Here is a 21,590-nt window from a genome sequence, read left to right as displayed (position 1 = left end):
CTTTGAACGAGACGCCTCCATGACGCCATCCCGACTCAAACCGCTCACCGCACTGGCACTCACCGCCCTGTGCGGCGCCCTGCTGCCCGGCCTGGCCCATGCCGCCGCCCCACAACCGGGCAAGGTCTTCAAAGACTGCAAGGACTGCCCGGAAATGGTGGTGCTGCCCGCCGGCACCTTCACCATGGGTACCCCGGAAGACGAAGTGGGCCGCGAGCCCGACGAAGGCCCGATGCATGAGGTGACCTTCGCCAAGCCGTTCGCCATGAGCCGCTTCCACATCACCGCCGGCGAATGGGACAGCTACGTGCGCCAGACCGGAGTCAAGATCGCCAATGGCGACGACCGCCCCGGCCGCGAATGCATCGCCAGCAAGCCGCGCTACCCCCAGGGGCCACGTCAGCCGGCGGTGTGCATGGACATGGACGACATCAAGCAGTACGTGAGCTGGCTGTCGAAGAAGACCGGGCACACCTACCACATGGTCAGCGAAGCCCAGCGTGAATACGCTGCCCGAGCCGGCACCACCGGCCCGTTCCCCTTCCCGTTCGACGAAGGCAAGGGCTACAGCATCGCCCAGCACGCCAACACCTACGGCCCGGCGGACGGCTACAGCTATTCGTCGCCCGTGGGCAGCTACCCACCGAATGCGTTTGGCATGTATGACATGCACGGCAACGTGTATGAGCGGGTGGCTGATTGCGAGCACCCCAACTACGTCGGCGCGCCAACGGATGGCAGTGCCTGGGTGGAGCCCAACTGCGAGGCCTACCAGATTCGCGGCAATGACTGGGGCGAGGCACCGGTGTTTTCACGCTCGGGCAATCGCAACAACATCTACCCGCAAACGCGCGGGGATTGGATTGGGTTCCGGGTAGTACGCGAGCTTTAATACCTTGTAGGAGCGACGGGGACGCCTAGTTCTTGCTCGCGAAAAACTCATAGACGCCGCGTTTATTCAGGAAGCACGCGTCATCGTTGACGTTTTTCGCGAGCAAGCTCGCTCCTACCTGTTTAAACCTCAGTGGTTTCGGGTTTTGCGGCTTTCTTTGAGGTATCTGCTACCAAGGGAATTTCCTTGCCCTCTGCATCAAACAACTTCCCTCCCCGGTAGTAATCGCCATCGCGCAACGCGGCCACGTCGCGAAAGCACAAGCTACGCTCAGTCCCCGCCACGAACACTGACTGCTGGTCGGAGTTGCCGGCGGTGAAGTGGTTGAACGCCAGGTTCAGCAGAATCGCCATGATCGCCGACGAGCTGATGCCCGAGTGGAAGATGGTCGCGAACCAGCTTGGAAACTGATCGTAGAAGCTCGGCGCGGCGATGGGGATCATGCCGAAGCCGATAGACGTGGCAACGATGATCAGGTTCATGTTGTTGCGATAATCCACCTTGGACAGCGTGCGAATCCCGCTGGCCGCCACCGTGCCGAACAACACAATCCCGGCGCCACCCAACACAGAGGTGGGCACGGCCGCGATCACCCGCCCCATAAATGGCAACAGGCCGAGCACCACCAGGAACACCCCGCCGGTAGCCACTACGAACCGGCTCTTGACCCCAGTCACCGCCACCAGGCCGACGTTCTGGGCGAATGCGCTCTGGGTGAACGAACCGAAGATCGGCGCGAACATGCTCGACAGCATGTCGGCACGCAAGCCGTTGCCCAGGCGCTTGGAGTCGACCTTGGTATCGATGATCTCGCCCACCGCCAGGATGTCCGCCGAGGTTTCCACCAGCGTCACCATCACCACGATGCACATGGAAATAATCGCCGCCACATGGAAGGTGGGCATGCCGAAGTGGAACGGCGCAGGGAAGCCGAACATCGGCCCCTGCATCACACCGGAGAAGTCCGCCATGCCGAGCAGCACCGCAATCACCGTGCCGATCACCATGGCTAGCAGGATCGACAGGCGAGAGATGGTTGCGCTGCCGATCTTGCTCAGCAGCAGCACCAGCACCAGGGTCAGCGCGGCCAGGCCGATGTTGGACATGCTGCCAAAATCCGCCGCCCGGCTGTTGCCGCCCATGGCCCAGCGCGCTGCTACCGGCATCAGGGTCAGGCCGATGGTGGTAATCACAATGCCCGTCACCAGCGGCGGGAAAAACTTGGTGATCCTTGAGAACACCGGGGTGATCAACAAGCCGATAAAGGACGCGGCCATCACCGCGCCGAGAATCGCTGGTACGCCACCGGCACCGTCGCTGCCGACAATCGCCACCATGGTCGCCACACCTGCAAACGACACGCCCTGCACCAGCGGCAACTGACAGCCGAAGAACGGCAGGCCCAGGGTTTGCAACAGCGTGGCCAGGCCACCGGCAAACAGCGATGCAGCGATCAGCAGGCCGATATCCGCCGGCGACAACCCGGCGGCCTGGCCGACGATCAACGGTACGGCGACGATGCCGCCATACATGGTGAGCACATGCTGCAGGCCGTAAGCCATGTTGGCGGCAACGCCCAGATTTTCATCTTCGGGCCGCTGCGGTGACGCCTTCGGGATAGTCATGGTGAGGGGTTCTCTGTTTTTGTTGTGCGCTCACTGTATGCAATGTTCAGACTGTATGTCCATAGAGTTGTATACAATCAATCGAACAAGATACCCTCCAACGGCGTTACAAAAACAATCCGGCCGTCACGAGCCAGAACGCCAAAGGACAAAAAGAATGAAAAAGGCACTACAGGGCGCCACCGTCGCACTAACCCTTCTCGGCGGCGGGGAGGCTGTTGCGGTGGAGTGGATGAACAACAGCGTCGGGTTTCGCTACGGGCAGCACTTCACCAACCCGAACAACCCCGACGACTTCAGCAAGCGCATCTACAGCTTTACCCACGCCAGCGGCTACCGTTACGGCAGCAATTTCCTCAACCTCGATGTGTTCCTGTCCGACAGCAGCGACCCGCGCAAGGGCACCGACCACGGTGGCAGCGAGGTGTACGCCGTGTACCGGCATCAGCTGTATGCCTCACGCGTGTTCGACGTGCCGCAGGGCACGGGGCTGATCAAGGATTACGCGCTGACCTTGGGCTTCGACGCCAACCGCAACAACAACTTCGCTTCCGCCAAGAAGCGCGCCCTGGTGATTGGCCCTACGTTGAAGTTCAACACTGTCGGCGTGCTGGACCTCAGCCTGATGTACTACAAGGAAAAGAACCACACCGGCATCCCTGGCGCGCAAGAGTCGAACCACACCTTCGACGACACCTACATGCTTAACCTGACGTGGATGCGCCCGTTCGAGGTTGGCAACCATGCAGCGAAATTTCAGGGGTTCATTAACTACGTCGGAGAGAAAGGCGAGGATTACCATGGCCGCGATACCGCAGCGGAAGCGCTGATGCGTACAGCGCTGATGGTGGCGGTGCGACCGGGTAAAAGCGTCAAGCCGAACCTGTATTTAGGAGTGGGCTATGAGTACTGGCATAACAAGTTCGGGGTGGACGGTGGGCGCGGCAGCCGCACCTCAACGCCTACGCTGAACATGGAAGTGACGTTCTAACTGAAGATACGCAAAAAATGTGGGAGCTGGCTTGCCTGCGATAGCGGCCTGTCAGTTAGCCCATCTGGCACTGATACACTGCTATCGCAGGCAAGCCAGCTCCTACAGTTTGATCGCATTGTCAGCTCAGGCGCTGGCCAGTTCGGAAGAATTGCCCTTCGGCCGTGCCAGCCAATACCCCAATACCGCCAACGGCGCCGTCGCCAGCATCACAATCACCGTAATCAACAGCGGTTGCTCGATCATCGACGACACCAACAGGCTGGCCAGGAAGCACAGGCCCAACTGCAGGGTATTTTGCAGAGCCGCCGCCTTGCCGGAATTTTCCGCAAAGGGCATCAGCGCATTTGCCACCACAATCGGGTAGCTGGCGCCGTTGCACAGCGCCATCAGGCAGAACGGGATCAACAAGGTGGTCAGGGTCGGCACACTCAAGGTGGCCACCAGGTACAACGCCACCATGCTCAAGCAATAGGCGACCAGCAACCACGGCAACAGGGTTTTACCCGACAGGCGCTGCAAGGCGCTGCGGCAACTGTAGCCGCCGACGAGAAACGCCAGGGTCGGCAATACGTAGCTGAGGCCGATGTCATTCGGGCTGTAGCCCATGCCACCGAGAATGAACGGCGAGGCGGTCAGCCAAGCGAAAAAGCTGGCCGAACAGGCGGCAAAGATCATCACATTGCCGGTAAACACCCGTGAGGTGAGCAATTGCCCATACCCCAGGCGCACCGGGCTGCCCTTGTGCTCCGAACGCTTGGGCATGTTGCGCAGGAACAACGTCGGCACCAGCAGCAACAACGACACCACCAGCAACACGCCGAAGATCGCCTGCCAGCCAAAGTGATTCAGCACCATGGCACCCAACAGCGGTGCCAAGGCCGGAGACAGCGACATCAACGGCATAATGCTGGCGAAGACGCGGTGGGCCTTGTCGGCCGGGTAGCGGTCAATCACCAGCGCCTGCCAGCTCACGGCGGCGGCACACACGCCAATCGCTTGCATAAAGCGCAGGGCCAACAGTTGCGGCGCGGTTTCGACCCAGAACATGCCCAGGCAGCCGAGCACAAACAGGCTCAGGCCCGCGAGCAGGATGGGCTTGCGCCCCAGGCGGTCCGAGAGCGGCCCCCACAGCAACTGCCCCACTGCAAAGCCTGCAAGGAAAATACTCAAGCTGGCGCCCACCGCGCCAGCACCGATATTCAACTGCTCGCCCATGGCGCCAAACGCCGGCAAGTACATGTCCATGCCCAGATAACCGAGCATGCTCAGCCCCGCCAGGTACCAGGTAAAACCAAAAGAATTTTTCATCGAAGCCTTGTAGATACTGCCATCAAACTATTTGCTGACTGGCGCCCATTATGAAGCTGACAATATCTGTGTGAAGCGATAATAATTGGACATTCTCATCAATAATTTTGAAGGCAGCGCCCATGTGGTCGGAATATTCCCTGGATGTGGTCGACGCCGTCGCCCGTCACGGCAGCTTCAGCGCCGCTGCCCAGGAACTGCACCGCGTCCCCTCGGCCATCAGTTACACCGTACGCCAGCTCGAAGAATGGCTGGCCGTGCCGCTGTTTGTGCGCCGGCATCGCGACGTGGAACTGACCCCCGCCGGGCGTTTATTCATCGACGAAGCCCGCGGCGTGATGAAAAAAATGCTCGGCACCCGACGCCTGTGCCAGCAGGTGGCCAATGGCTGGAGCGGCCAGTTGAAGGTGGCCGTGGATTCCATCGTCAAACCCCAGCGCTGCCGGCAGTTGGTGCTCGACTTTTATCGGCAGTTTCCCGAAGTGGAATTGCTGCTCGAATACGAGGTGTACAACGGCGTGTGGGATGCACTGGCGGATGAACGCACCGACATCGTGATCGGCGCCACCAGCGCGGTGCCGGTGGCCAGCCACTTCAGCTTCCGCGACATGGGCCTGTTGAACTGGCTGTGCGTGGTCAGCGCCCGGCACCCGCTGACGGCGGTGCAAGGTTTGCTCAGTGATGACCAACTGCGCCCCTTTGCCTCGCTGTGCATGACCGACACCTCGCGCAACCTGCCCAAACGCGACACCTGGACCCTGGATAACCAGCGCCGCCTGGTGGTGCCCAACTGGGCGTCGGCCCTGGATTGCCTGCGCGATGGCCTGTGTGTGGGGATGGCACCGGCCCATCAGGTATTGCCATGGATCGAGCGCGGGGACTTGGTGGCGCTGCAGTTGAGCCGGCCATTTCCGGCCAGCCCGTCGTGTGTGGCGTGGGCGCAGAACAAGCTGTCGCCGGCCATGGCGTGGTTGTTGGAGTACTTGGGGGATACCGAAACCATGAACCAGGAATGGCTGAATGGCCCCTCCCTCTGATCGTTCCCACGCTCCGCGTGGGAATGCTGCCCTGGACGCTCCGCGTCCGCTCTTAAGGCGTGACGCAGAGCGTCACAGGAGGCGTTACCACGCAGAGCGTGGGAACGAGCATCGCCCCCTTCCGCACTTTTTCAGTCCAGTAGGCGGGTGATGGCCCGTACGATCATCTCCACTTCCTTGCGCTCCAACGTCAGCGGCGGCAACAGGCGAATAATCTTGCCCCGCGTGACATTGATCAACAGCCCATGCTCCTGCGCCGCCCGTTGGGCCAGGTCGCGGTAAGGGCTGGCCAGCTCAATGCCGATCATCAAGCCCTTGCCACGAATCGCCCGCACCTGGGGATGCTCCTCCAACTCCATGCGCAAACGCGCCAGCAAGTGTTCGCCTTGGCGTGCAGCGTTTTCGAGCAAGCCTTGCTCCTGGATAATCTCCAGCACCGTACACCCGACGCGACACGCCAGCGGGTTGCCGCCAAAGGTGCTGCCATGGCTGCCTGGGGTGAACAGCTCCGCGACGGCGGCGCGGGCCAGGCAGGCGCCGATGGGCACGCCATTGCCCAGGCCTTTGGCCAGCGTCATCACGTCCGGCACGATGCCTTCGTGCTGGAAGGCAAACCAGGTGCCGGTGCGCCCGATGCCGGTCTGGATTTCGTCAAGCATCATCAGCCAGCCGTGGCGCGTGCAGTGCTCGCGCAGGGCTTTGAGGTAGCCCGACGGCGCCACTAACACACCACTTTCACCCTGGATCGGCTCCAGCAACACCGCCGCAATGCGCGTGCCGAACTGTGCGGTGAGCGCCTCCAGAGCCGCCATGTCGCCAAAGCCAACCTTGATGAAATCGCCGGGCAGGCGCTGGAACCCCAGGCGCACCGAAGGCCCGTCGCTGGCGGCCATGGTGCCCAGCGTGCGGCCGTGAAAGGCGTTCTCCATCACCACCACCAAGGGCTGTTCGATGCCTTTTTTCCAGCCGTGCAAACGCGCCAGTTTCAGCGCCGTCTCGTTGGCTTCGGCGCCGGAATTGTTGAAGAACGCACGGTCCAGCCCGGACAGTTGGGCCAGGCGCCGGGCCAATTGTTGTTGCCAGTCGATGCTGTAGAGGTTGGAGGTGTGCAGCAGCAAGCCGGCCTGTTCGCTGATGGCGGCCACTAACCTTGGGTGGGAATGGCCGACATTGGTCACCGCCACGCCGGCCACGGCGTCCAGGTATTCGCGGCCCTGTTGGTCCCACAGGCGCGTGCCCAGGCCGCGGGTGAAACTCAGGGCCAGGGGTTGATAAGTGCTCATCAGGCAGGCGGCGGTCATGGTGGAGGCTCCAGTGCATCGTTGGGGTGGATCCAGTATGGTTAACCACCCTTGCTGGATAAACGTAGAATCGTTGCAATAACTTTAAACCAGGGCTTGATAATGGATCTGTTCCAGGCAATGTCGGTGTATGTGAAAGTCGTCGAAACCGGCAGCATGACCGCCGCCGCGCAGGAATGCGGGATCTCGACCACCATGGTGGGCAACCATCTGCGGGCTCTGGAACAACGGCTTGGCGTCAGCCTGCTCAAACGCACCACGCGCAAGCAGAACCTCACCGAATTTGGCGGTCAGTATTATCAGCGCTGCCTGGAAGTGCTGGGGCTGGTGGCCGACTCCGAGCTACTGGCCGAGCAGGTCCACAGCGAAACCCCCAAAGGCAGCCTGCGCATCACCGCGCCGCCGGTGTTCGGCACTGAACGCCTGGTACCGGCCTTGAGTGAGTTCGCCCAGCGCTACCCCCTTATCGACCTGTACGTGGTGATGAGCAATGAACGCATGGACCTGGTCGACAGCGGTTTTGACGTGGCGATCCGTCTCGGCGAACTGGAAAGCTCCAGCCTGATCGCCCGGCCCCTGCAGGCCTACACCCTCACCCTTTGCGCCTCCCCTGCCTACCTGGCGCGACGCGGCGCACCGCAAACCCCGGCCGACCTGCAGCAGCATGACTGCCTGGCATTCGCCTACCCCGCCAACGACAACTGGCGCGACACCGACAAACTGTGGCGCATGACGGGCGATGAAGGTGAGGTGCAGGTGCCGGTGTCTGGCTCATTGACCATCAACAGCTCCCAAGGCTTGCGCCAGGCCGCCATCAACGGCATGGGCATCACCATGCTGGCAGATGCTCTGGTGCAACCGGACCTGGACAGCGGCAAGCTAGTGGCCTTGCTGACCACCTATAAACTGCCCAGCCGCCCCATGCACCTGATGTATCGCCAGGACCGCTACCGCCTGCCCAAGCTGCGGGCGTTCGTCGACTTTGTGATGGAGAAATGGGCGCGCTAGAACGCCACGCCCAACTCATGCAAACGCGAGGCGGTGCGCTCGGCCGATACGTGGTGAATGCCCTGCCAGCCCAACGCGATGGCGGCCTCGATATTGCCGGCGACGTCGTCGATAAACACCACTTCACTGGCCTGGATGTCTGGCAAGTGTTCACGCACTTGACTCAGGCTGGCGTGGTAGATCGCCGGGTCAGGCTTGATCAGTTTCAATTCGCCGGACACGACGATGTTGCGAAAACGCTGCAGGAACGGGTAGTTGGCCCGGGCATAAGGGAAGGTTTCTGCCGACCAGTTGGTGAGCCCGAACAGCGGCATCTCAACTTGGTGCAAGGCCTCGAGAATCGCCACACCCTCGGGTAATTCGGCACGCAGCATTTCTGGCCAGCGCTCGTAATAAGCCTGGATCAGGGCCTTGTGTTCGGGGTATTGGGTAATCAGGGTGCGGGTGGCCTCAGCCAAGGAGCGACCGGCATCTTGCTCGGTGTTCCAGTCCTGGGTACAGATGGTGTCGAGGAACCATTGGCGCTCGACGTCGTCGGCGATCAGCTTGCGGTACAGGTGCTGCGGGCTCCAGTCGAACAGGACACCGCCGAAATCAAAAACTACTGCACGAATCGTCATCAGATCCTCCGTTAGCGTGGCTTGATAGCAGCTGGAGTCTGACAGATCTACAAGAGGGAGGCGCGCGCCGGGGCGTAAGAAGTGTCTGAAAAGACAGGTGGGAGGAGGCACGGCCTAATTGAGCGAACGCAATGCTCAAAGCAATGAAGATCAAATGTGGGAGCTGGCTTGCCTGCGAAAGCGGTCGTACAGCCTCAGATGCTGCGACTGACACACCGCCTTCGCGGGCAAGCCCGCTCCCACAAGGGATTTGCGTTAACTGACTGACATCAGGGCAAGCCAGTTCCCACCTTATTGGCCGCGTTTTAAGCCTGGATCAGGCCGTTGATTTTGACGGTCGGGTTCACATCCGCGTCGTAATCCACGCCGTCGACTTCAAAGCCGAACAAGCGCAGGAACTCAGCCTTGTAACCGGCAAAATCGCTGATCTCGTTGACGTTGTCGTCGGTCACCTGATTCCACAGCGCGGCCACGGCGTCCTGGACCTTCGGCTCCAACTCGGCCAGGTCGGCACGCAGGCGGCCATCGGCGTCGAGTTTCGGCTGACTGCCGTACAGGCTGTCCTTGAACAGGCCGTAGACCTGCTCGATGCAGCCCTCGTGAGTGCCCTGCTCTTTCATCACCTTGAACAGCAGCGACAGGTACAGCGGCATGATCGGGATGGCCGAGCTGGCCTGGGTGACCACGGCCTTGAGCACCGACACGCGGGCGTCGCCCTTGAGCGCAGCGAGGTTTTCGCGCAGGGTCAAAACTTTCTTGTCCAGGTCTTTCTTGGCTTCGCCAATGGAGCCGTTCCAGTAGATGTCCTGGGTCAGCTTCTCACCGAGGTAGGTGAACGCGGTGGTCTTGGCGCCTTCGGCCAGTACGTCGGCGTCACGCAGGGCGTCGATCCACAGCTGCCAGTCTTCGCCGCCCATGACCTTCACGGTGCCGTCGATTTCTTCCTGGGTTGCAGGCTCAAGGGTGGTGTCTACCACTACGCCCTTGTCAGTGTTGATACCGCGCAGGGTCACGGCCTTGCCGATTGGCTTGAGGGTGGAGTTGTGCACCACGCCTTGCGGGTCGGTACGGCGTGGCGCGGCCAGGCTGTAGACCACCAAGTCGATCTTGCCCAGGTCTTTCTTGATGGTCTCGATGGTCAGGCGCTTGATCTCGTCGGAGAACGCGTCGCCGTTGATGCTCTTGGCGTACAGGCCTTTTTCCACGGCAAACTTCTCGAACGCCGCGCTGTTGTACCAGCCGGCGGAGCTCAGCTTGCCTTCTTCGCCTTCTTTCTCAAAAAACACGCCCAGGGTGTCGGCGCCGCAGCCAAACGCAGCACTGATGCGCGCGGCCAGGCCGTAGCCGGTGGAGGCACCGAGGACCAGCACCTTTTTAGGGCCGCCTTCGATGACGCCGTTTTTGGTTACGTAGTCGATCTGCTCTTTGACGTTCGCTTCACAGCCAACAGGGTGAGCGGTCACACAGATAAAGCCACGAACCCGCGGTTTGATGATCATAAAAATTTCTGCCTCTTCCAAGGTGCCGAAGGCCAATAGTGGCCATTCAACTTCAATCGTACCGGTCTATGACGCCTGAAAAACCGAAGCGTCACGATAGTCGCAAATCTTCTGTTCTCAAAATTCAATCCATAAAACGCCGGAGCCTGCACGGCAACGGTTACAAATTGTGCAGCGGCTTCACAATTTCACCCTATTTAAAAACGCCTGCGAGCCTCATAAACCCCTATGATGACGATATTGTTTCAATATGTTTCGGCTTTGGAGCCTCGTTTCATGAGCAAAAATGCTGTCGGCAAAAAGCTGGTGTCCCTGGCGTGGGTGCTCGGCGTTCTGCTGTTGATCTATTGTTTCCCGCGCAGTTGCCTGGTGTTTCTGCTGTTGGTGGTGTGCTGCGGCGTTTATGACTTCCTGCGTAACGGCCTGTACGACCGCGACACCATCAAGAAGTATTTTATCGGCAACGGCCGTAATACCTGGGTGCTGGCACCGTTCAACACCCTGCTCGACCTGCTCAGCAGCCGCAACCGACATGTCTACACCATGAACGACCTGCCACCGGCCTGGCGCGAAGACCTGCAAAAGGTGATCGACGACGCCATGGCCCGCAAGGATGAAATCATCAGCTACCTGGACGAGCGCATGGCCGAGAAGAAACGCGGCATGTTGTTTTTCCAGTGGTACGGCCGCCCGATCGAAACCACTCTGGATATCCCGCAACTGCGCAAGAAACTGCCGTTCGTGAAAACCATCGGCGTCTCGGTGTTCAACGAGAACCGCTCGACGTCGTTCCACTTCGGCCCCCTGCGCATGATGTTCCGTGTGCTCTACAACATGGCGCCGGCACCGCACCATGAGGGCGTGTATATCCAGGTGGGCAAGCACAAGCACTACTGGCACGACGACCCGCTGTTTATCTTCGATGACACGCTGATGCACGCCTCCTTCAACAAAAACGACGCCAAACGCTACTGCCTGTTCATTGATATTGTGCGCCCGACCCTGCTGCCCTCGGTGCTCAACGCCGTGATCGCAGGGTTTGCCGGCCTGGTCTTTACCCTGCGTCGGGTTTTCTACAAAAACTGGAAGCTGATTCAGTAAGTTCTGCGGCATGATGGTGTTGGACGGCATTTGCGCTGGGCCTTGCGCCTGAGGTAAATAACCGTCTCGTGCGACCTTAATTGGCGCTCACCATTCTCAAGCCATCGCCCCCAAGCGGGCGCGGTGGCTATGCTTTCAAGGAATCAGAATGCCCCAACGTCAAGTCATCAATGCCTCCGTCAGCCCCAAGGGCAGCCTCGAAACCCTGTCCCAACGTGAAGTGCAGCAACTGAGCGAAGCCGGTACCGGCAGCATCTACACCCTGTTCCGCCAATGCGCCCTGGCGATTCTCAATACCGGCGCGCATATCGACAACGCCAAGACCATCCTCGACGCCTACAAAGACTTTGAAGTGCGTATTCACCAGCAAGACCGCGGCGTACGCCTGGAACTGCTCAACGCCCCCGCCGATGCCTTCGTCGATGGCGAAATGATTGCCAGCACCCGCGAAATGCTGTTCAGCGCCCTGCGCGACATCGTCTACACCGAGAACGAGCTGGACAGCCAGCGTATCGACCTGAGCAACTCCCAAGGCATCACCGACTACGTGTTCCACCTGCTGCGCAACGCCCGTACGCTGCGTCCGGGTGTGGAGCCGAAGATCGTGGTGTGCTGGGGCGGCCATTCGATCAACACCGAAGAATACAAATACACCAAGAAAGTCGGGCACGAACTGGGCCTGCGCAGCCTCGACGTGTGCACCGGCTGCGGCCCCGGCGTAATGAAAGGCCCAATGAAGGGCGCGACCATTTCCCACGCCAAGCAACGCATCACCAATGGCCGTTACCTGGGCCTGACCGAGCCAGGCATCATCGCTGCCGAAGCCCCGAACCCCATCGTCAACGAACTGGTGATTTTGCCGGACATCGAAAAACGCCTGGAAGCCTTTGTGCGTGTCGGTCACGGCATCATCATCTTCCCCGGCGGTGCCGGCACGGCGGAGGAGTTCCTGTACCTGCTGGGCATCCTCATGCACCCGGACAACCGCGACCTGCCGTTCCCGGTGGTGCTTACCGGGCCCAAACATGCCGCGCCTTACCTGGAACAATTGCACGCGTTTGTCGGTGCCACCCTGGGCGAAGCGGCGCAGAAGCATTACCAGATCATCATCGACGACCCGGCCGAAGTGGCCCGCCAGATGACCACCGGCCTCAAGGCGGTGAAGCAGTTCCGCCGCGAGCGTAACGACGCGTTCCACTTCAACTGGCTGCTGAAGATCGACGAAGGCTTCCAGCGCCCATTCGACCCTACCCATGAAAACATGGCCAGCCTGCAACTGAGCCACGCGCTGCCACCCCATGAACTGGCAGCCAACCTGCGCCGGGCGTTCTCGGGGATCGTGGCGGGTAACGTCAAGGACAAGGGCATCCGCCTGATCGAGGAAAACGGCCCGTATGAGATCCATGGTGACCCGGCGATCATGAAACCGCTGGATGAGCTGCTGAAGGCCTTCGTGGCCCAGCACCGCATGAAGTTGCCAGGCGGCGCGGCGTATGTACCGTGCTACCGCGTGGTGCAATGAGCTAGCGGTGGTCGGTCATAGTTTGTATCCGTTTGGGGCATGGCTCGGCGTGTGAGGTTCAAGAGTTCGGACTAGGGTTTTACTATTCCTTCCAACTCACCCACCTCAGCGAGCGACCTATGGACCAACGGATATTGTCCTCTGTCATTCCTTACCCTAAGGTAAGGAGTATCTCGATGGAGATCTTCACTATGGCCACCGCCACACTCACTTCAAAAGGGCAAATCACCATCCCTGTCCAGGTCAGGACGGCCCTGGGCCTGGAAACAGGCGACCGGGTGGAATTCGTTGAAATGGAAGACGGCAAGTTTTCCATGATTGCCGCAAGCAAAACCGTCAAGGACCTCAAGGGTCTGATCCGCAAGCCTGCCCATGCCGTGTCTATCGAAGACATGAACCGCGCCATCGCGGCCCAGGGAGCAACCGCTGGATGATCGGCCTGGATACCAACGTGCTGGTGCGTTACCTGACCCAGGACGACCCGGTTCAATCAGCCAAGGCGTCCCAACTGATCGAATCGCTCACCGCCGCCTCGCCAGGCTTTGTCAGCCTGGTGACGCTTACGGAGTTGGTGTGGGTGTTGCAGTCCTGTTACCAGTCGGCCAAAGGCGACGTGGTAATGGTGCTGGAAACCTTGTTGCACACGCGGGAGCTGACCGTCGAGCACGCCGATATCATCTGGCAGGCATTGCGCAAGTTCAGCGCAGGCAAAGCCGACTTTGCCGACTGCCTGGTTGAACGCTGTGGCCACGCGGCGGGGTGCGAGTACACCGCCACCTTTGATCTGAACGCGGCCAAGGCAGCGGGGATGAAACGGCTCGGCTAGCTCGCTCCTACAGAGGAAAGGGTGAGGAGGTTTGGTCAGCGAACCCAGCCGCCGATCTGCCAGTGGTAGCCATCATTACGCTGCACCCAATGCGGGTGTACATAACGATAGCCCTGGCGCACCGGCTCCCAATGGCCGTGCACCGCCACATAGCGCCCGCCTTCCCAACGCCAGTAACCGCGTGACCAGATATAACCTTCGCGCACCGCCGGCTCGACTTCGATCACCTGCACCGGTGGCGGCTGCGGCGCGACCACATCAACGTACTCGTGTTGTACCGGCCTGCGCTCATGCACCACACGCTCTTGTACACACCCGGAAGCGGCGACCACCACGGCGGCCAATGCTGCATAACGTAGCAACATACAAAACCCTCGGGCGCGAACGCCCAGCACCTGCACTGGTAAAAATCCCCCCTTGTTTCAGCCACGCTCCTGCTTGGCCCTGGGTACTTTTTAACAGGCGGTGTCTGTCGGGTTGCTGAACCTAACAGCCTCAGGAAGTACAGGCGACAGTCGGTCGCTTCAGGCGCACCAGCACCAACCCCGCCACGACTACAGCAATGCCCGCGTAGGTCGATGCGTGGATCACATCACCAAACATCAACGCGGCCCACACCAGAGTCACCGGCGGCTCCAGGTACACCAGCGCCGCCACATGGGTGGCAGTCATCACCCGCAGCAGCATCCACAGGCTCAAATAGGCGAGGAAGGTGGAGAACACCGTCAGCCACACAATCGAGATCAGTACGTTGGTGTCATGGGGAATACTCAGGGTGTCGGTGTAGATCACGGCCGCGGTAAAACCTATCAAGGTCAACAGCGACTGGATAAACAGCGGCAATACCAACCCGCTGTCCTGGGCCTGCACCGAGCGACGCTCGTACAAAGTCGCCAGTGTCAGCCCAAGTGCCGACACCAGAGGCAAGAGATACATGACCAGCCCGACACCCTGCCCGCCACCGCCATACTGCCCGGCAATCACAATCGACACACCGACAAAGCCGATCATCAACCCCAACCACTGCCAGCCGCCACTGCGCTCGGACGCCATGCCCGTCGACAATGCCGCGGTCATCAACGGCTGCAACGCCGCAATGATCGCCGCGATCCCGGGCGGTAGACCGTTCTGGATCGCCACGTAGAGGCAACTCAAATACAGGAACTGCGACAGGAACCCGACAACCGCGTGATGACGGATCTGCTGCCAGGAAACCCTCAGCAACCGTCTGTTCAAAAACAGCGCCAGGCATAACGAAACCAACAAAAAACGCCAGAACAAAAGGTTGAAGGCTCCAGCACTCTGCGCGCCTAACTTGGCACCTATAAAGCCGGAACTCCAAGACAGGACAAAGACGACCTGCAGCAGTAACAACCGCGTGTAGCCAATACGAGCCGTCATCGTGCCCCCTGCAATTGCAACGGCACGAGTTCGCCAAACGTGATGGGGTCAATCCCCAAACGCCGATATTGCTCGCTGGCGGGTCGTATCAGGTCACACTTGAGCTGGAACCAAGGCCTGATGGTACGCAGCACGCCATCGTCAGATGCCAAGTGCCAGAACTTATTTACATCCGCCTGACTGTAAGGACAGTGAAACGACAACACCAACGACATGCGCCGGCCTTGAGTGAGTGGGCGCACGCCATGAAACACTCGACTGCCGTAGATATACACCGCATCGCCACTGGCTTTCACACCACAGCTTCGCACGTTGTCATTGAGGCTTGCGACATCAAAGCGCTCCACAGGGCCCTCAAAATAAACGAACTCTCCACCTTCGTACTCGCTGGGCTCAGACAGCACTATGTTCAGCACAAAGCTGGTTCCATCGGTATGCCACATACCGATCTGTGCCCTATCGTGCTGAGCCTGGGGCGGGTAGAAGTAATTGACCTGGGAACGGGCGCGCAAGAAAGGGTGCGGAACCAGCGGCACACCTGCAATTTTTGACACCGCCAGCAGGAACGCCCGACTGTCCATCATCTCCCGGATAAGTGTCGATGACCGCGTTGCCGCACGGGTACGGTTAGAGATAATCCAGTCGCTGGTGCTGGACCCCGCCTCCAGCTGATAACACGCTCGCCTCAACTCGGCGATGCCCTGCTCATTGAACAGCCCCGAGACCTGAGCCACTGCCGTCAGCTGCTCGGGCTGGGCAATTACTAGTGGCGACCTCATGTACCCCAGGTTCGCTAAGCTGCGATGACCTGTGAGGCATGGGCCATCACTGCGCAAATAACTGTCACTCCAGTGTTGCAACGTGTCGAGCAGGGCCCCGGGATGCTTACATCGGGATGCGGGAACCAGTGATGCTTGCAGGGCTGACTTCAGGCGTGCAGCCCCTTGTGCGAATACGGGTAGCTCACTTTGCTGTTTCATCGTGACGTCCTCTCTCAATTGGCTATACCGTGATCCATTCGGTACTCCGATAACTGGTAGAGAACGCTACCGTCACCGCTGCAATACTCACCAATGACGCGACATCCACCGTAGTCCTGACGCACACGGCTAAATTGCTCGCGGGTGTACTTCAAGCACACATTGGTCAACAAATAACCTTCATCTTGACCACTGAGAACAGGAAGCAAGGTCGCCGCTACGCGATACCAGTCATCACCAACTTCAATGTCTGAAACGACGACTTCATGATTGCTGCCGACCTTGTCAAAACCGAGCTTCAAACCCACCAGCTCAGAAAAGCGAGTCATGCAGTGATGCCGATAAAAGCGATGAATATGCGCATCATCATCCGGGATGGACAGCTGCATTTCTGACAAGACATAGGTCCGTGTCCCACCTATTCTGCGAATGATTTGGCCGATCGTTTCGGGCAGTTCATTTCCCTCCTGAAACCCCAGCATCGTGACTAATGTCACGTCTTGCCCACATTCAATATCGTCCCGGCACAACGCGCGGAAATCGGTGGCCAAGTAACGAAAGTTCTCAGGCGCTGCCAGCAGTGGTTCCACCGCTCGACGCATTACGTCATGTGAGGCCCGGTTGATATCAACCGCCGTGTAATGTGCAGCTTCCACCCCGTTCTCAAGCAGATGCTGAAGCAGCACGGACGTCTTGATCGGCTCTGGCCCCAATTCGACGTAATGCAAACGGTCTTGACCTACCAGACCGACCAAATCATCCGCCACGGCGCGTAAAATCTCACTTAATGCTCCATTGCCGCAGGGTGCCGCACAGAGGTCAACTCGGTTCACACCCTCCAAATTCAACGAGGTCATCAAACCAAGGATTTCTTCACTGACCTGTCGATCTCGATCCTTGAGATCGGTAGATGTCGATGCGTACTTTTCGGCATTTTCAATCGTCCAGATCTGGGCGTCATATCCGTGGTTGTTTTTCAGCGATGACGCTACCAACTCATTGATATCCATATATGGGCTCCTTTTTCTTATTGTCAGGCGCGAAAGCACATACGAACCTGTTTGACCCAAAGCCTAATCAGCATGCATGATTTTGTATATTTGAATAACCCGCACCACTAATCCTCAAAAGAGGAATCATGAGCAAGCAACTCAATATCGATCTGCTGCGAACCTTCCATGCGGTCGCCCGCTTCCGTCGCTTCAATGAAGCAGCGAGCCATGTGCATCGGAGCGCTTCGACCGTTACGACGCAGATTCAAAAGCTGGAAGACTTAGTCGGCCAACGCCTGTTCAGCCGGAGTAACCAAGGTGTTGAGCTGACGATGTATGGCAAGAAACTACTCAGCGAAACCACTGACTTTCTCAAGAGCCACGACCGCTTACTGGCCTCCTTAACCCCCCAGCGCATGCAAGGAAGGATTCGCCTGGGGCTTCCCGATTCTTATGCGCCGGCTTTCATGCGCGATTTCCTGCCGCAGCTTATCGCTGACAATCCCTTGCTTGAGTTGGAAATAGAAGCCAGATCCAGTGGCGAACTGTTCACCATGTTCAGCCGGGAACAGATTGATTTGGCATTGATCGTCAGTGCTCAGCCCTTGGAGCAGGGAGAACAGTTGGGTTCGATACAGCCTGTATGGGTTGTTTCCGACCAATTCAAAACACCAGAACAGGCGCCGCTACCTATCGCAGTGCAATTAACCGGCTGCCCCTATCGAGCCTCGGCGATACGGGCGTTGAAAGAGCATGGCGCCTACTATCGAGTCCTGCTGGAAAGTGCCAGTTCTACTGCGGTAGAAGCCGCCGTGATCTGCGGATTGGCCGTTGGCCTGATTGAAGAAAGCCGAATAACCGCTGGGTTGACCCAAAATATCCCCGGCGTTCAACTGCCTGAATTGCCGCGCCATCACATCTACTTGTTGTCCGATAGCGCAAACCATCTGGCGCTTCATCTGCATGAGCAACTCAAGAAGGGATTCACCCTCTGAATGCCCACAAAAAAGCCCGCTGACCGTCACCGGTTCAGCGGGCTTTTTCGTAGATGTTGCTTACAGCGCCAGGTCAGAAACCGGCTTGCTTGGCTCAGCCGCAGGCTTGGCAGCCTCGGTAGCCTGTGGAGCAGCCAGTTGCGGGATCGCAGGTGGCGGGGTCAGTTGCAGCACACCGGCAGTGTAGGCCCATTCCTTGGCAACAGCCTCAGGGCTGTCGTTCAGCTTGGTGCCGTAGCTTGGCACGATCTGGTGCAGTTTTTCCTGCCAGGCCGGGCTGGCTACTTTGTCCTTGAACACCTTTTGCAACACGGTCAGCATGATCGGAGCCGCGGTGGACGCGCCTGGCGATGCACCCAACAGGCCTGCGATGGTGTTGTCGGCAGAGCTGACCACTTCGGTACCCAGCTTCAGCACGCCGCCTTGCTCTTCGTCACGCTTGATGATCTGCACACGCTGGCCGGCTTGCCACAAGCGCCAGTCGGACTGCTTGGCGTTCGGGAAGTACTCTTGCAGTGCCTTGAAGCGGTCGTCATCGGACAGCATCAGTTGGCCGGCGAGGTACTCGACCAGTGGGTATTCACGAATACCGACTTTGGTCATCGGCCAGATGTTGTGGGTGGTGGTGCTGGTCAGCAGGTCCAGGTACGAGCCTTCCTTCAGGAACTTGGTCGAGAAGGTCGCGAATGGGCCAAACAGAATCACGCGCTTGCCATCCAGCACACGGGTGTCCAGGTGCGGAACCGACATCGGAGGCGAACCTACCGAAGCCTTACCGTAGGCCTTGGCCAGGTGCTGCTCAGCGATGGTCGGGTTCTCGGTCACCAGGAACGAACCACCGACTGGGAAGCCTGCGTATTCCTTGCCTTCAGGAATGCCCGACTTCTGCAGCAAGTGCAGGGCACCGCCGCCGGCGCCGATGAACACGAACTTGGCGTCGGTTTCAGTCTTGGTGCCGTCTTTGAGGTTTTTGTAGCTCACACGCCACGAACCGTCGGCGTTCTTGGTGATGTCCTGCACTTCGCTCGACAGCTTCAAGTCAAACTTCGGCGTGGTTTGCAGGTGAGCGACGAACTGGCGGGTGATCTCGCCGAAGTTCACGTCGGTGCCGATCGGGCTCCAGGTGGCCGCGATTTTCTGGTTGGGGTCACGCCCTTCCATCATCAGCGGAACCCACTTGGCGATCTGCGCCGGGTCTTCGGAGTACTGCATGCCAGCGAACAGCGGGCTGGCCTTCAGGGCTTCGTAGCGCTTTTTCAGGAACTTGATGTTGTCATCGCCCCACACAAAGCTCATGTGCGGAGTGGAGTTGATGAACGAACGTGGGTTCTTCAACACGCCCTGCTGAACCTGCCAGGACCAGAACTGACGGGAGATCTGGAACGCTTCGTTGATCTCGACCGCTTTCGGGATCTCAACGTTGCCGTTCTTGTCTTCCGGGGTGTAGTTCAGCTCAGCCAGGGCCGAGTGACCGGTACCGGCGTTGTTCCAGCCGTTGGAGCTTTCTTCGGCCACGCCATCGAGACGCTCGACCATCTCCATCGACCAGTCCGGTTCCAGCTCATTGAGCCAGACACCCAGGGTCGCACTCATGATGCCGCCGCCGATCAGCAGCACATCGACTTTCTTTGCCTCTTCCGCGTGAACGGACGTGATCCCCATCGACAAAGCCAGCCCCAGCAGGGCAGTGTTTACTTTTTTAAACATCAGTAGCACCTATGATAAAACGCCATCCGCCCTACCGCCCCTGGTCATGAGTAACCCTCGTTCACGCTACGTCAGGCAACGTACCGCGGGGTCTGCACAGTCACATAAAGGCTGCAGGGTGGGCACACAAGGCCGATGGATCGACCTCACTGTTATGTCCCTTCTGCGCTGACTTCTTATCATTATTGGCTCAGCTACCTGGGCAACAGCCAACCGCTGGGACGTATACGGGTGTACGCACCAGGGAAAGACTAGCCCAAGACGGCGCGCAGAATATCACGCTAAACAGCGTTTATGCGCCGTTTGGCCAATTGACAGGCCTAAATCGCGGGTTTTAATGCGCTCCTGTCAAGCCTGGCAGCCGCGACCTGCGGTCACAGGCGTGGAACTCTGCCGAAAATGACGGTTCTAGACACCTTCGTCGCGGCTTGCGTAGCATCGGCGACCGTCCTTCGTGCACACCTTCCACACAGAGTTACCCATGACTATCCAGCAAACACCCGGGCAGGTACTGCCCGCGCGCAGCGCCGCCAAAATGGAAGCGGCCATGGCCGTGGGCGCCTTCGCGATCGGCACCGGCGAATTCGCCATCATGGGCCTGATGCCCGACATCGCCCAGAACCTGGGCCTGAGCGAACCCCAGGTGGGCCACGCCATCAGCGCCTACGCCCTGGGCGTGATGGTGGGCGCCCCGCTGCTGGCCATCCTCGGCGCCAAGCTGCTGCGCAAACACATGCTGCTGTTGCTGATGGGCCTGTACGCCCTGGGCAACTTCGCCACCGCCTTCACCCCCACCTTCGGCTCGCTGGTGGCCTTCCGCTTTATCAGCGGCCTGCCCCACGGCGCCTACTTCGGCATCGCCGCCGTGGTCGCCTCCAGCATGGTACCCACCGACAAACGCGCCGGCGCCGTGGCCCGCGTGATGATGGGCCTGACCCTGGCCATGCTGCTGGGCAACCCCATCGCCACCTTCCTCGGCCAACACCTGGGCTGGCGCTCGGCGTTCGCCCTGGTCAGCGTGATCGCCCTGCTCACCATCGCCCTGGTCTGGCAATTCGTGCCCCACCGCCACGACGAACAACGCAGCGACCCGCGCAAGGAACTGCGCGCCTTCACCAAACCCCAGGTCTGGATGGCCCTGTCCATCGGCGCAATTGGCTTTGCCGGCATGTTCTGCGTATTCAGCTACCTGGCGCCGACCATGCTCGAAGTGACCAAGGTCTCGCCGCAGTGGATTCCGTTTGGCCTTGCCGCGTTTGGCGTGGGCGGCATCATCGGCAACATTGCCGGTGGCAAACTGTTTGATCGCATGCAGTTTCGGGCGGTAGGTTTGATATTGGTATGGTCGATGGCCGTGCTGCTGTTCTTCCCCTTCGCCGCCTCGTCGCTGTGGGGCGTCCTGCTGAGCATGGGGTTGGTGGGCACCATGGTCGCATTGGCGGCGCCGTTGCAGATTCGCTTGATGGACATCGCCCACGAAGCGCCGAGCTTGGCGGCAGCGTCGAACCATGCGGCGTTCAACCTGGCGAATGCGCTGGGGCCGTGGTTTGGTGGGATGGCGATTACTGCCGGCCTCGGCTGGACCAGCACCGGCTACATCGGCGCCGCAACAGCGCTGGTGGGCCTGGGTCTCTACCTGATCGCCCGGCGAATGAAAGGCGGCCACTAACGCCCTACTGGATCAAACTGTAGGTGGGGCTTCCAGTTGTAGGAGCGAGCTTGCTCGCGAAAAACTCACCGGCACCGCGTTCACTCAGGAAGCCCCACCTACAGTTTGATCCA

General features: G+C 59.6%; 20 protein-coding genes. 10 read left to right on the top strand and 10 right to left on the bottom strand.

What is annotated here, in order from left to right; translation table 11 throughout:
• The first annotated feature begins 19 nt into the window (after positions 1-19).
• Positions 20-892, top strand: coding sequence for a formylglycine-generating enzyme family protein (locus E1K68_RS08720; RefSeq protein ID WP_003191929.1), 873 nt, complete (start codon positions 20-22; stop codon positions 890-892).
• A gap of 122 nt (positions 893-1,014) precedes the next feature.
• Here the strand turns inward: E1K68_RS08720 and E1K68_RS08715 are convergent, their stop codons facing one another.
• Entirely contained in the window at positions 1,015-2,517 is a 1,503-nt protein-coding gene (locus tag E1K68_RS08715) for a nucleobase:cation symporter-2 family protein (RefSeq protein WP_003189745.1), read from the bottom strand.
• Positions 2,518-2,674: 157 nt separating this feature from the next.
• On the opposite strand from E1K68_RS08715, the gene E1K68_RS08710 reads away from it, so the two are divergent.
• Entirely contained in the window at positions 2,675-3,508 is an 834-nt protein-coding gene (locus tag E1K68_RS08710) for a nucleoside-binding protein (RefSeq protein WP_192001962.1), read from the top strand.
• Between the two features lie 126 nt (positions 3,509-3,634).
• Here E1K68_RS08710 and punC read toward each other — a convergent pair whose 3' ends face one another.
• A complete protein-coding gene (gene punC / locus E1K68_RS08705) occupies positions 3,635-4,819 on the bottom strand; it encodes a purine nucleoside transporter PunC (RefSeq protein WP_034135118.1) in 1,185 nt (394 codons plus the stop codon).
• 122 nt (positions 4,820-4,941) lie between these two features.
• Between punC and punR the strand changes: the two genes are divergently transcribed.
• Positions 4,942-5,856, top strand: a complete 915-nt coding sequence (gene punR, locus E1K68_RS08700) for a DNA-binding transcriptional activator PunR (protein WP_034135117.1) — start codon at positions 4,942-4,944, stop codon at positions 5,854-5,856.
• A 131-nt stretch (positions 5,857-5,987) separates the two neighbouring features.
• Here punR and E1K68_RS08695 read toward each other — a convergent pair whose 3' ends face one another.
• Positions 5,988-7,157 carry an aspartate aminotransferase family protein gene (locus tag E1K68_RS08695; protein ID WP_094774422.1) on the bottom strand — a complete coding sequence of 390 codons (1,170 nt, stop codon included), beginning with the start codon at positions 7,155-7,157 and terminating at the stop codon, positions 5,988-5,990.
• A 102-nt stretch (positions 7,158-7,259) separates the two neighbouring features.
• On the opposite strand from E1K68_RS08695, the gene E1K68_RS08690 reads away from it, so the two are divergent.
• A complete protein-coding gene (locus E1K68_RS08690) occupies positions 7,260-8,165 on the top strand; it encodes a LysR family transcriptional regulator (protein WP_003189735.1) in 906 nt (301 codons plus the stop codon).
• On the opposite strand, the gene E1K68_RS08685 is transcribed toward E1K68_RS08690, so the two are convergent.
• Together E1K68_RS08685 and fabV are read right to left on the bottom strand one after the other, a co-directional pair.
• Positions 8,162-8,785, bottom strand: a complete 624-nt coding sequence (locus E1K68_RS08685) for an HAD family phosphatase (protein WP_003189733.1) — start codon at positions 8,783-8,785, stop codon at positions 8,162-8,164. The genes E1K68_RS08690 and E1K68_RS08685 overlap by 4 nt on opposite strands.
• Before the next feature lie 305 nt (positions 8,786-9,090).
• Positions 9,091-10,284: an enoyl-ACP reductase FabV gene (gene fabV, locus E1K68_RS08680; protein ID WP_003189732.1), complete on the bottom strand. Its 1,194-nt coding sequence runs from the start codon at positions 10,282-10,284 to the stop codon at positions 9,091-9,093.
• A gap of 276 nt (positions 10,285-10,560) precedes the next feature.
• On the opposite strand from fabV, the gene E1K68_RS08675 reads away from it, so the two are divergent.
• The 4 genes from E1K68_RS08675 to E1K68_RS08660 all read left to right on the top strand — a co-directional run bounded on the left by E1K68_RS08675 (position 10,561) and on the right by E1K68_RS08660 (position 13,733).
• Complete coding sequence (locus tag E1K68_RS08675; RefSeq protein ID WP_057710865.1) at positions 10,561-11,385, top strand: aspartyl/asparaginyl beta-hydroxylase domain-containing protein; 825 nt, start codon at positions 10,561-10,563, stop codon at positions 11,383-11,385.
• Positions 11,386-11,533: 148 nt separating this feature from the next.
• Positions 11,534-12,907: a nucleotide 5'-monophosphate nucleosidase PpnN gene (gene ppnN, locus E1K68_RS08670; protein ID WP_014717596.1), complete on the top strand. Its 1,374-nt coding sequence runs from the start codon at positions 11,534-11,536 to the stop codon at positions 12,905-12,907.
• Between the two features lie 176 nt (positions 12,908-13,083).
• Positions 13,084-13,341, top strand: coding sequence for an AbrB/MazE/SpoVT family DNA-binding domain-containing protein (locus tag E1K68_RS08665; protein WP_032892812.1), 258 nt, complete (start codon positions 13,084-13,086; stop codon positions 13,339-13,341).
• Positions 13,338-13,733 (top strand): type II toxin-antitoxin system VapC family toxin, encoded by a 396-nt coding sequence (locus E1K68_RS08660; RefSeq protein ID WP_034135114.1) that lies wholly within the window; start codon positions 13,338-13,340, stop codon positions 13,731-13,733. The genes E1K68_RS08665 and E1K68_RS08660 overlap by 4 nt, the downstream gene beginning before the upstream one ends.
• A 35-nt stretch (positions 13,734-13,768) precedes the next feature.
• On the opposite strand, the gene E1K68_RS08655 is transcribed toward E1K68_RS08660, so the two are convergent.
• The 4 genes from E1K68_RS08655 to E1K68_RS08640 form a co-directional block, all read right to left on the bottom strand.
• Complete coding sequence (locus E1K68_RS08655; RefSeq protein ID WP_212613964.1) at positions 13,769-14,098, bottom strand: YXWGXW repeat-containing protein; 330 nt, start codon at positions 14,096-14,098, stop codon at positions 13,769-13,771.
• A 130-nt stretch (positions 14,099-14,228) separates the two neighbouring features.
• Entirely contained in the window at positions 14,229-15,134 is a 906-nt protein-coding gene (locus E1K68_RS08650) for a DMT family transporter (protein WP_003189721.1), read from the bottom strand.
• Positions 15,131-16,114: a hypothetical protein gene (locus E1K68_RS08645; protein ID WP_003189719.1), complete on the bottom strand. Its 984-nt coding sequence runs from the start codon at positions 16,112-16,114 to the stop codon at positions 15,131-15,133. Before E1K68_RS08645 ends, E1K68_RS08650 begins: the two co-directional genes overlap by 4 nt.
• A gap of 14 nt (positions 16,115-16,128) precedes the next feature.
• Complete coding sequence (locus E1K68_RS08640) at positions 16,129-17,124, bottom strand: hypothetical protein (RefSeq protein WP_212613963.1); 996 nt, start codon at positions 17,122-17,124, stop codon at positions 16,129-16,131.
• A gap of 128 nt (positions 17,125-17,252) precedes the next feature.
• On the opposite strand from E1K68_RS08640, the gene E1K68_RS08635 reads away from it, so the two are divergent.
• A complete protein-coding gene (locus E1K68_RS08635) occupies positions 17,253-18,101 on the top strand; it encodes a LysR family transcriptional regulator (RefSeq protein ID WP_003189715.1) in 849 nt (282 codons plus the stop codon).
• A 60-nt stretch (positions 18,102-18,161) separates the two neighbouring features.
• On the opposite strand, the gene mqo is transcribed toward E1K68_RS08635, so the two are convergent.
• Positions 18,162-19,808 carry a malate dehydrogenase (quinone) gene (gene mqo / locus E1K68_RS08630; protein WP_044272931.1) on the bottom strand — a complete coding sequence of 549 codons (1,647 nt, stop codon included), beginning with the start codon at positions 19,806-19,808 and terminating at the stop codon, positions 18,162-18,164.
• 481 nt (positions 19,809-20,289) lie between these two features.
• Here mqo and E1K68_RS08625 point away from each other — a divergent pair, with 481 nt between their 5' ends.
• Positions 20,290-21,477: an MFS transporter gene (locus E1K68_RS08625; RefSeq protein ID WP_072446757.1), complete on the top strand. Its 1,188-nt coding sequence runs from the start codon at positions 20,290-20,292 to the stop codon at positions 21,475-21,477.
• The last annotated feature ends 113 nt before the right edge of the window (positions 21,478-21,590 follow it).

Origin of the sequence: Pseudomonas sp. B2021 (genome assembly GCF_018135665.1) — a bacterium.
In the GTDB taxonomy this organism is placed as follows: domain Bacteria; phylum Pseudomonadota; class Gammaproteobacteria; order Pseudomonadales; family Pseudomonadaceae; genus Aquipseudomonas; species Aquipseudomonas lactis.
The sequence above is the reverse complement of the archived record's forward strand: the minus strand, read 5'-3'. Positions and strand labels throughout refer to the sequence as shown.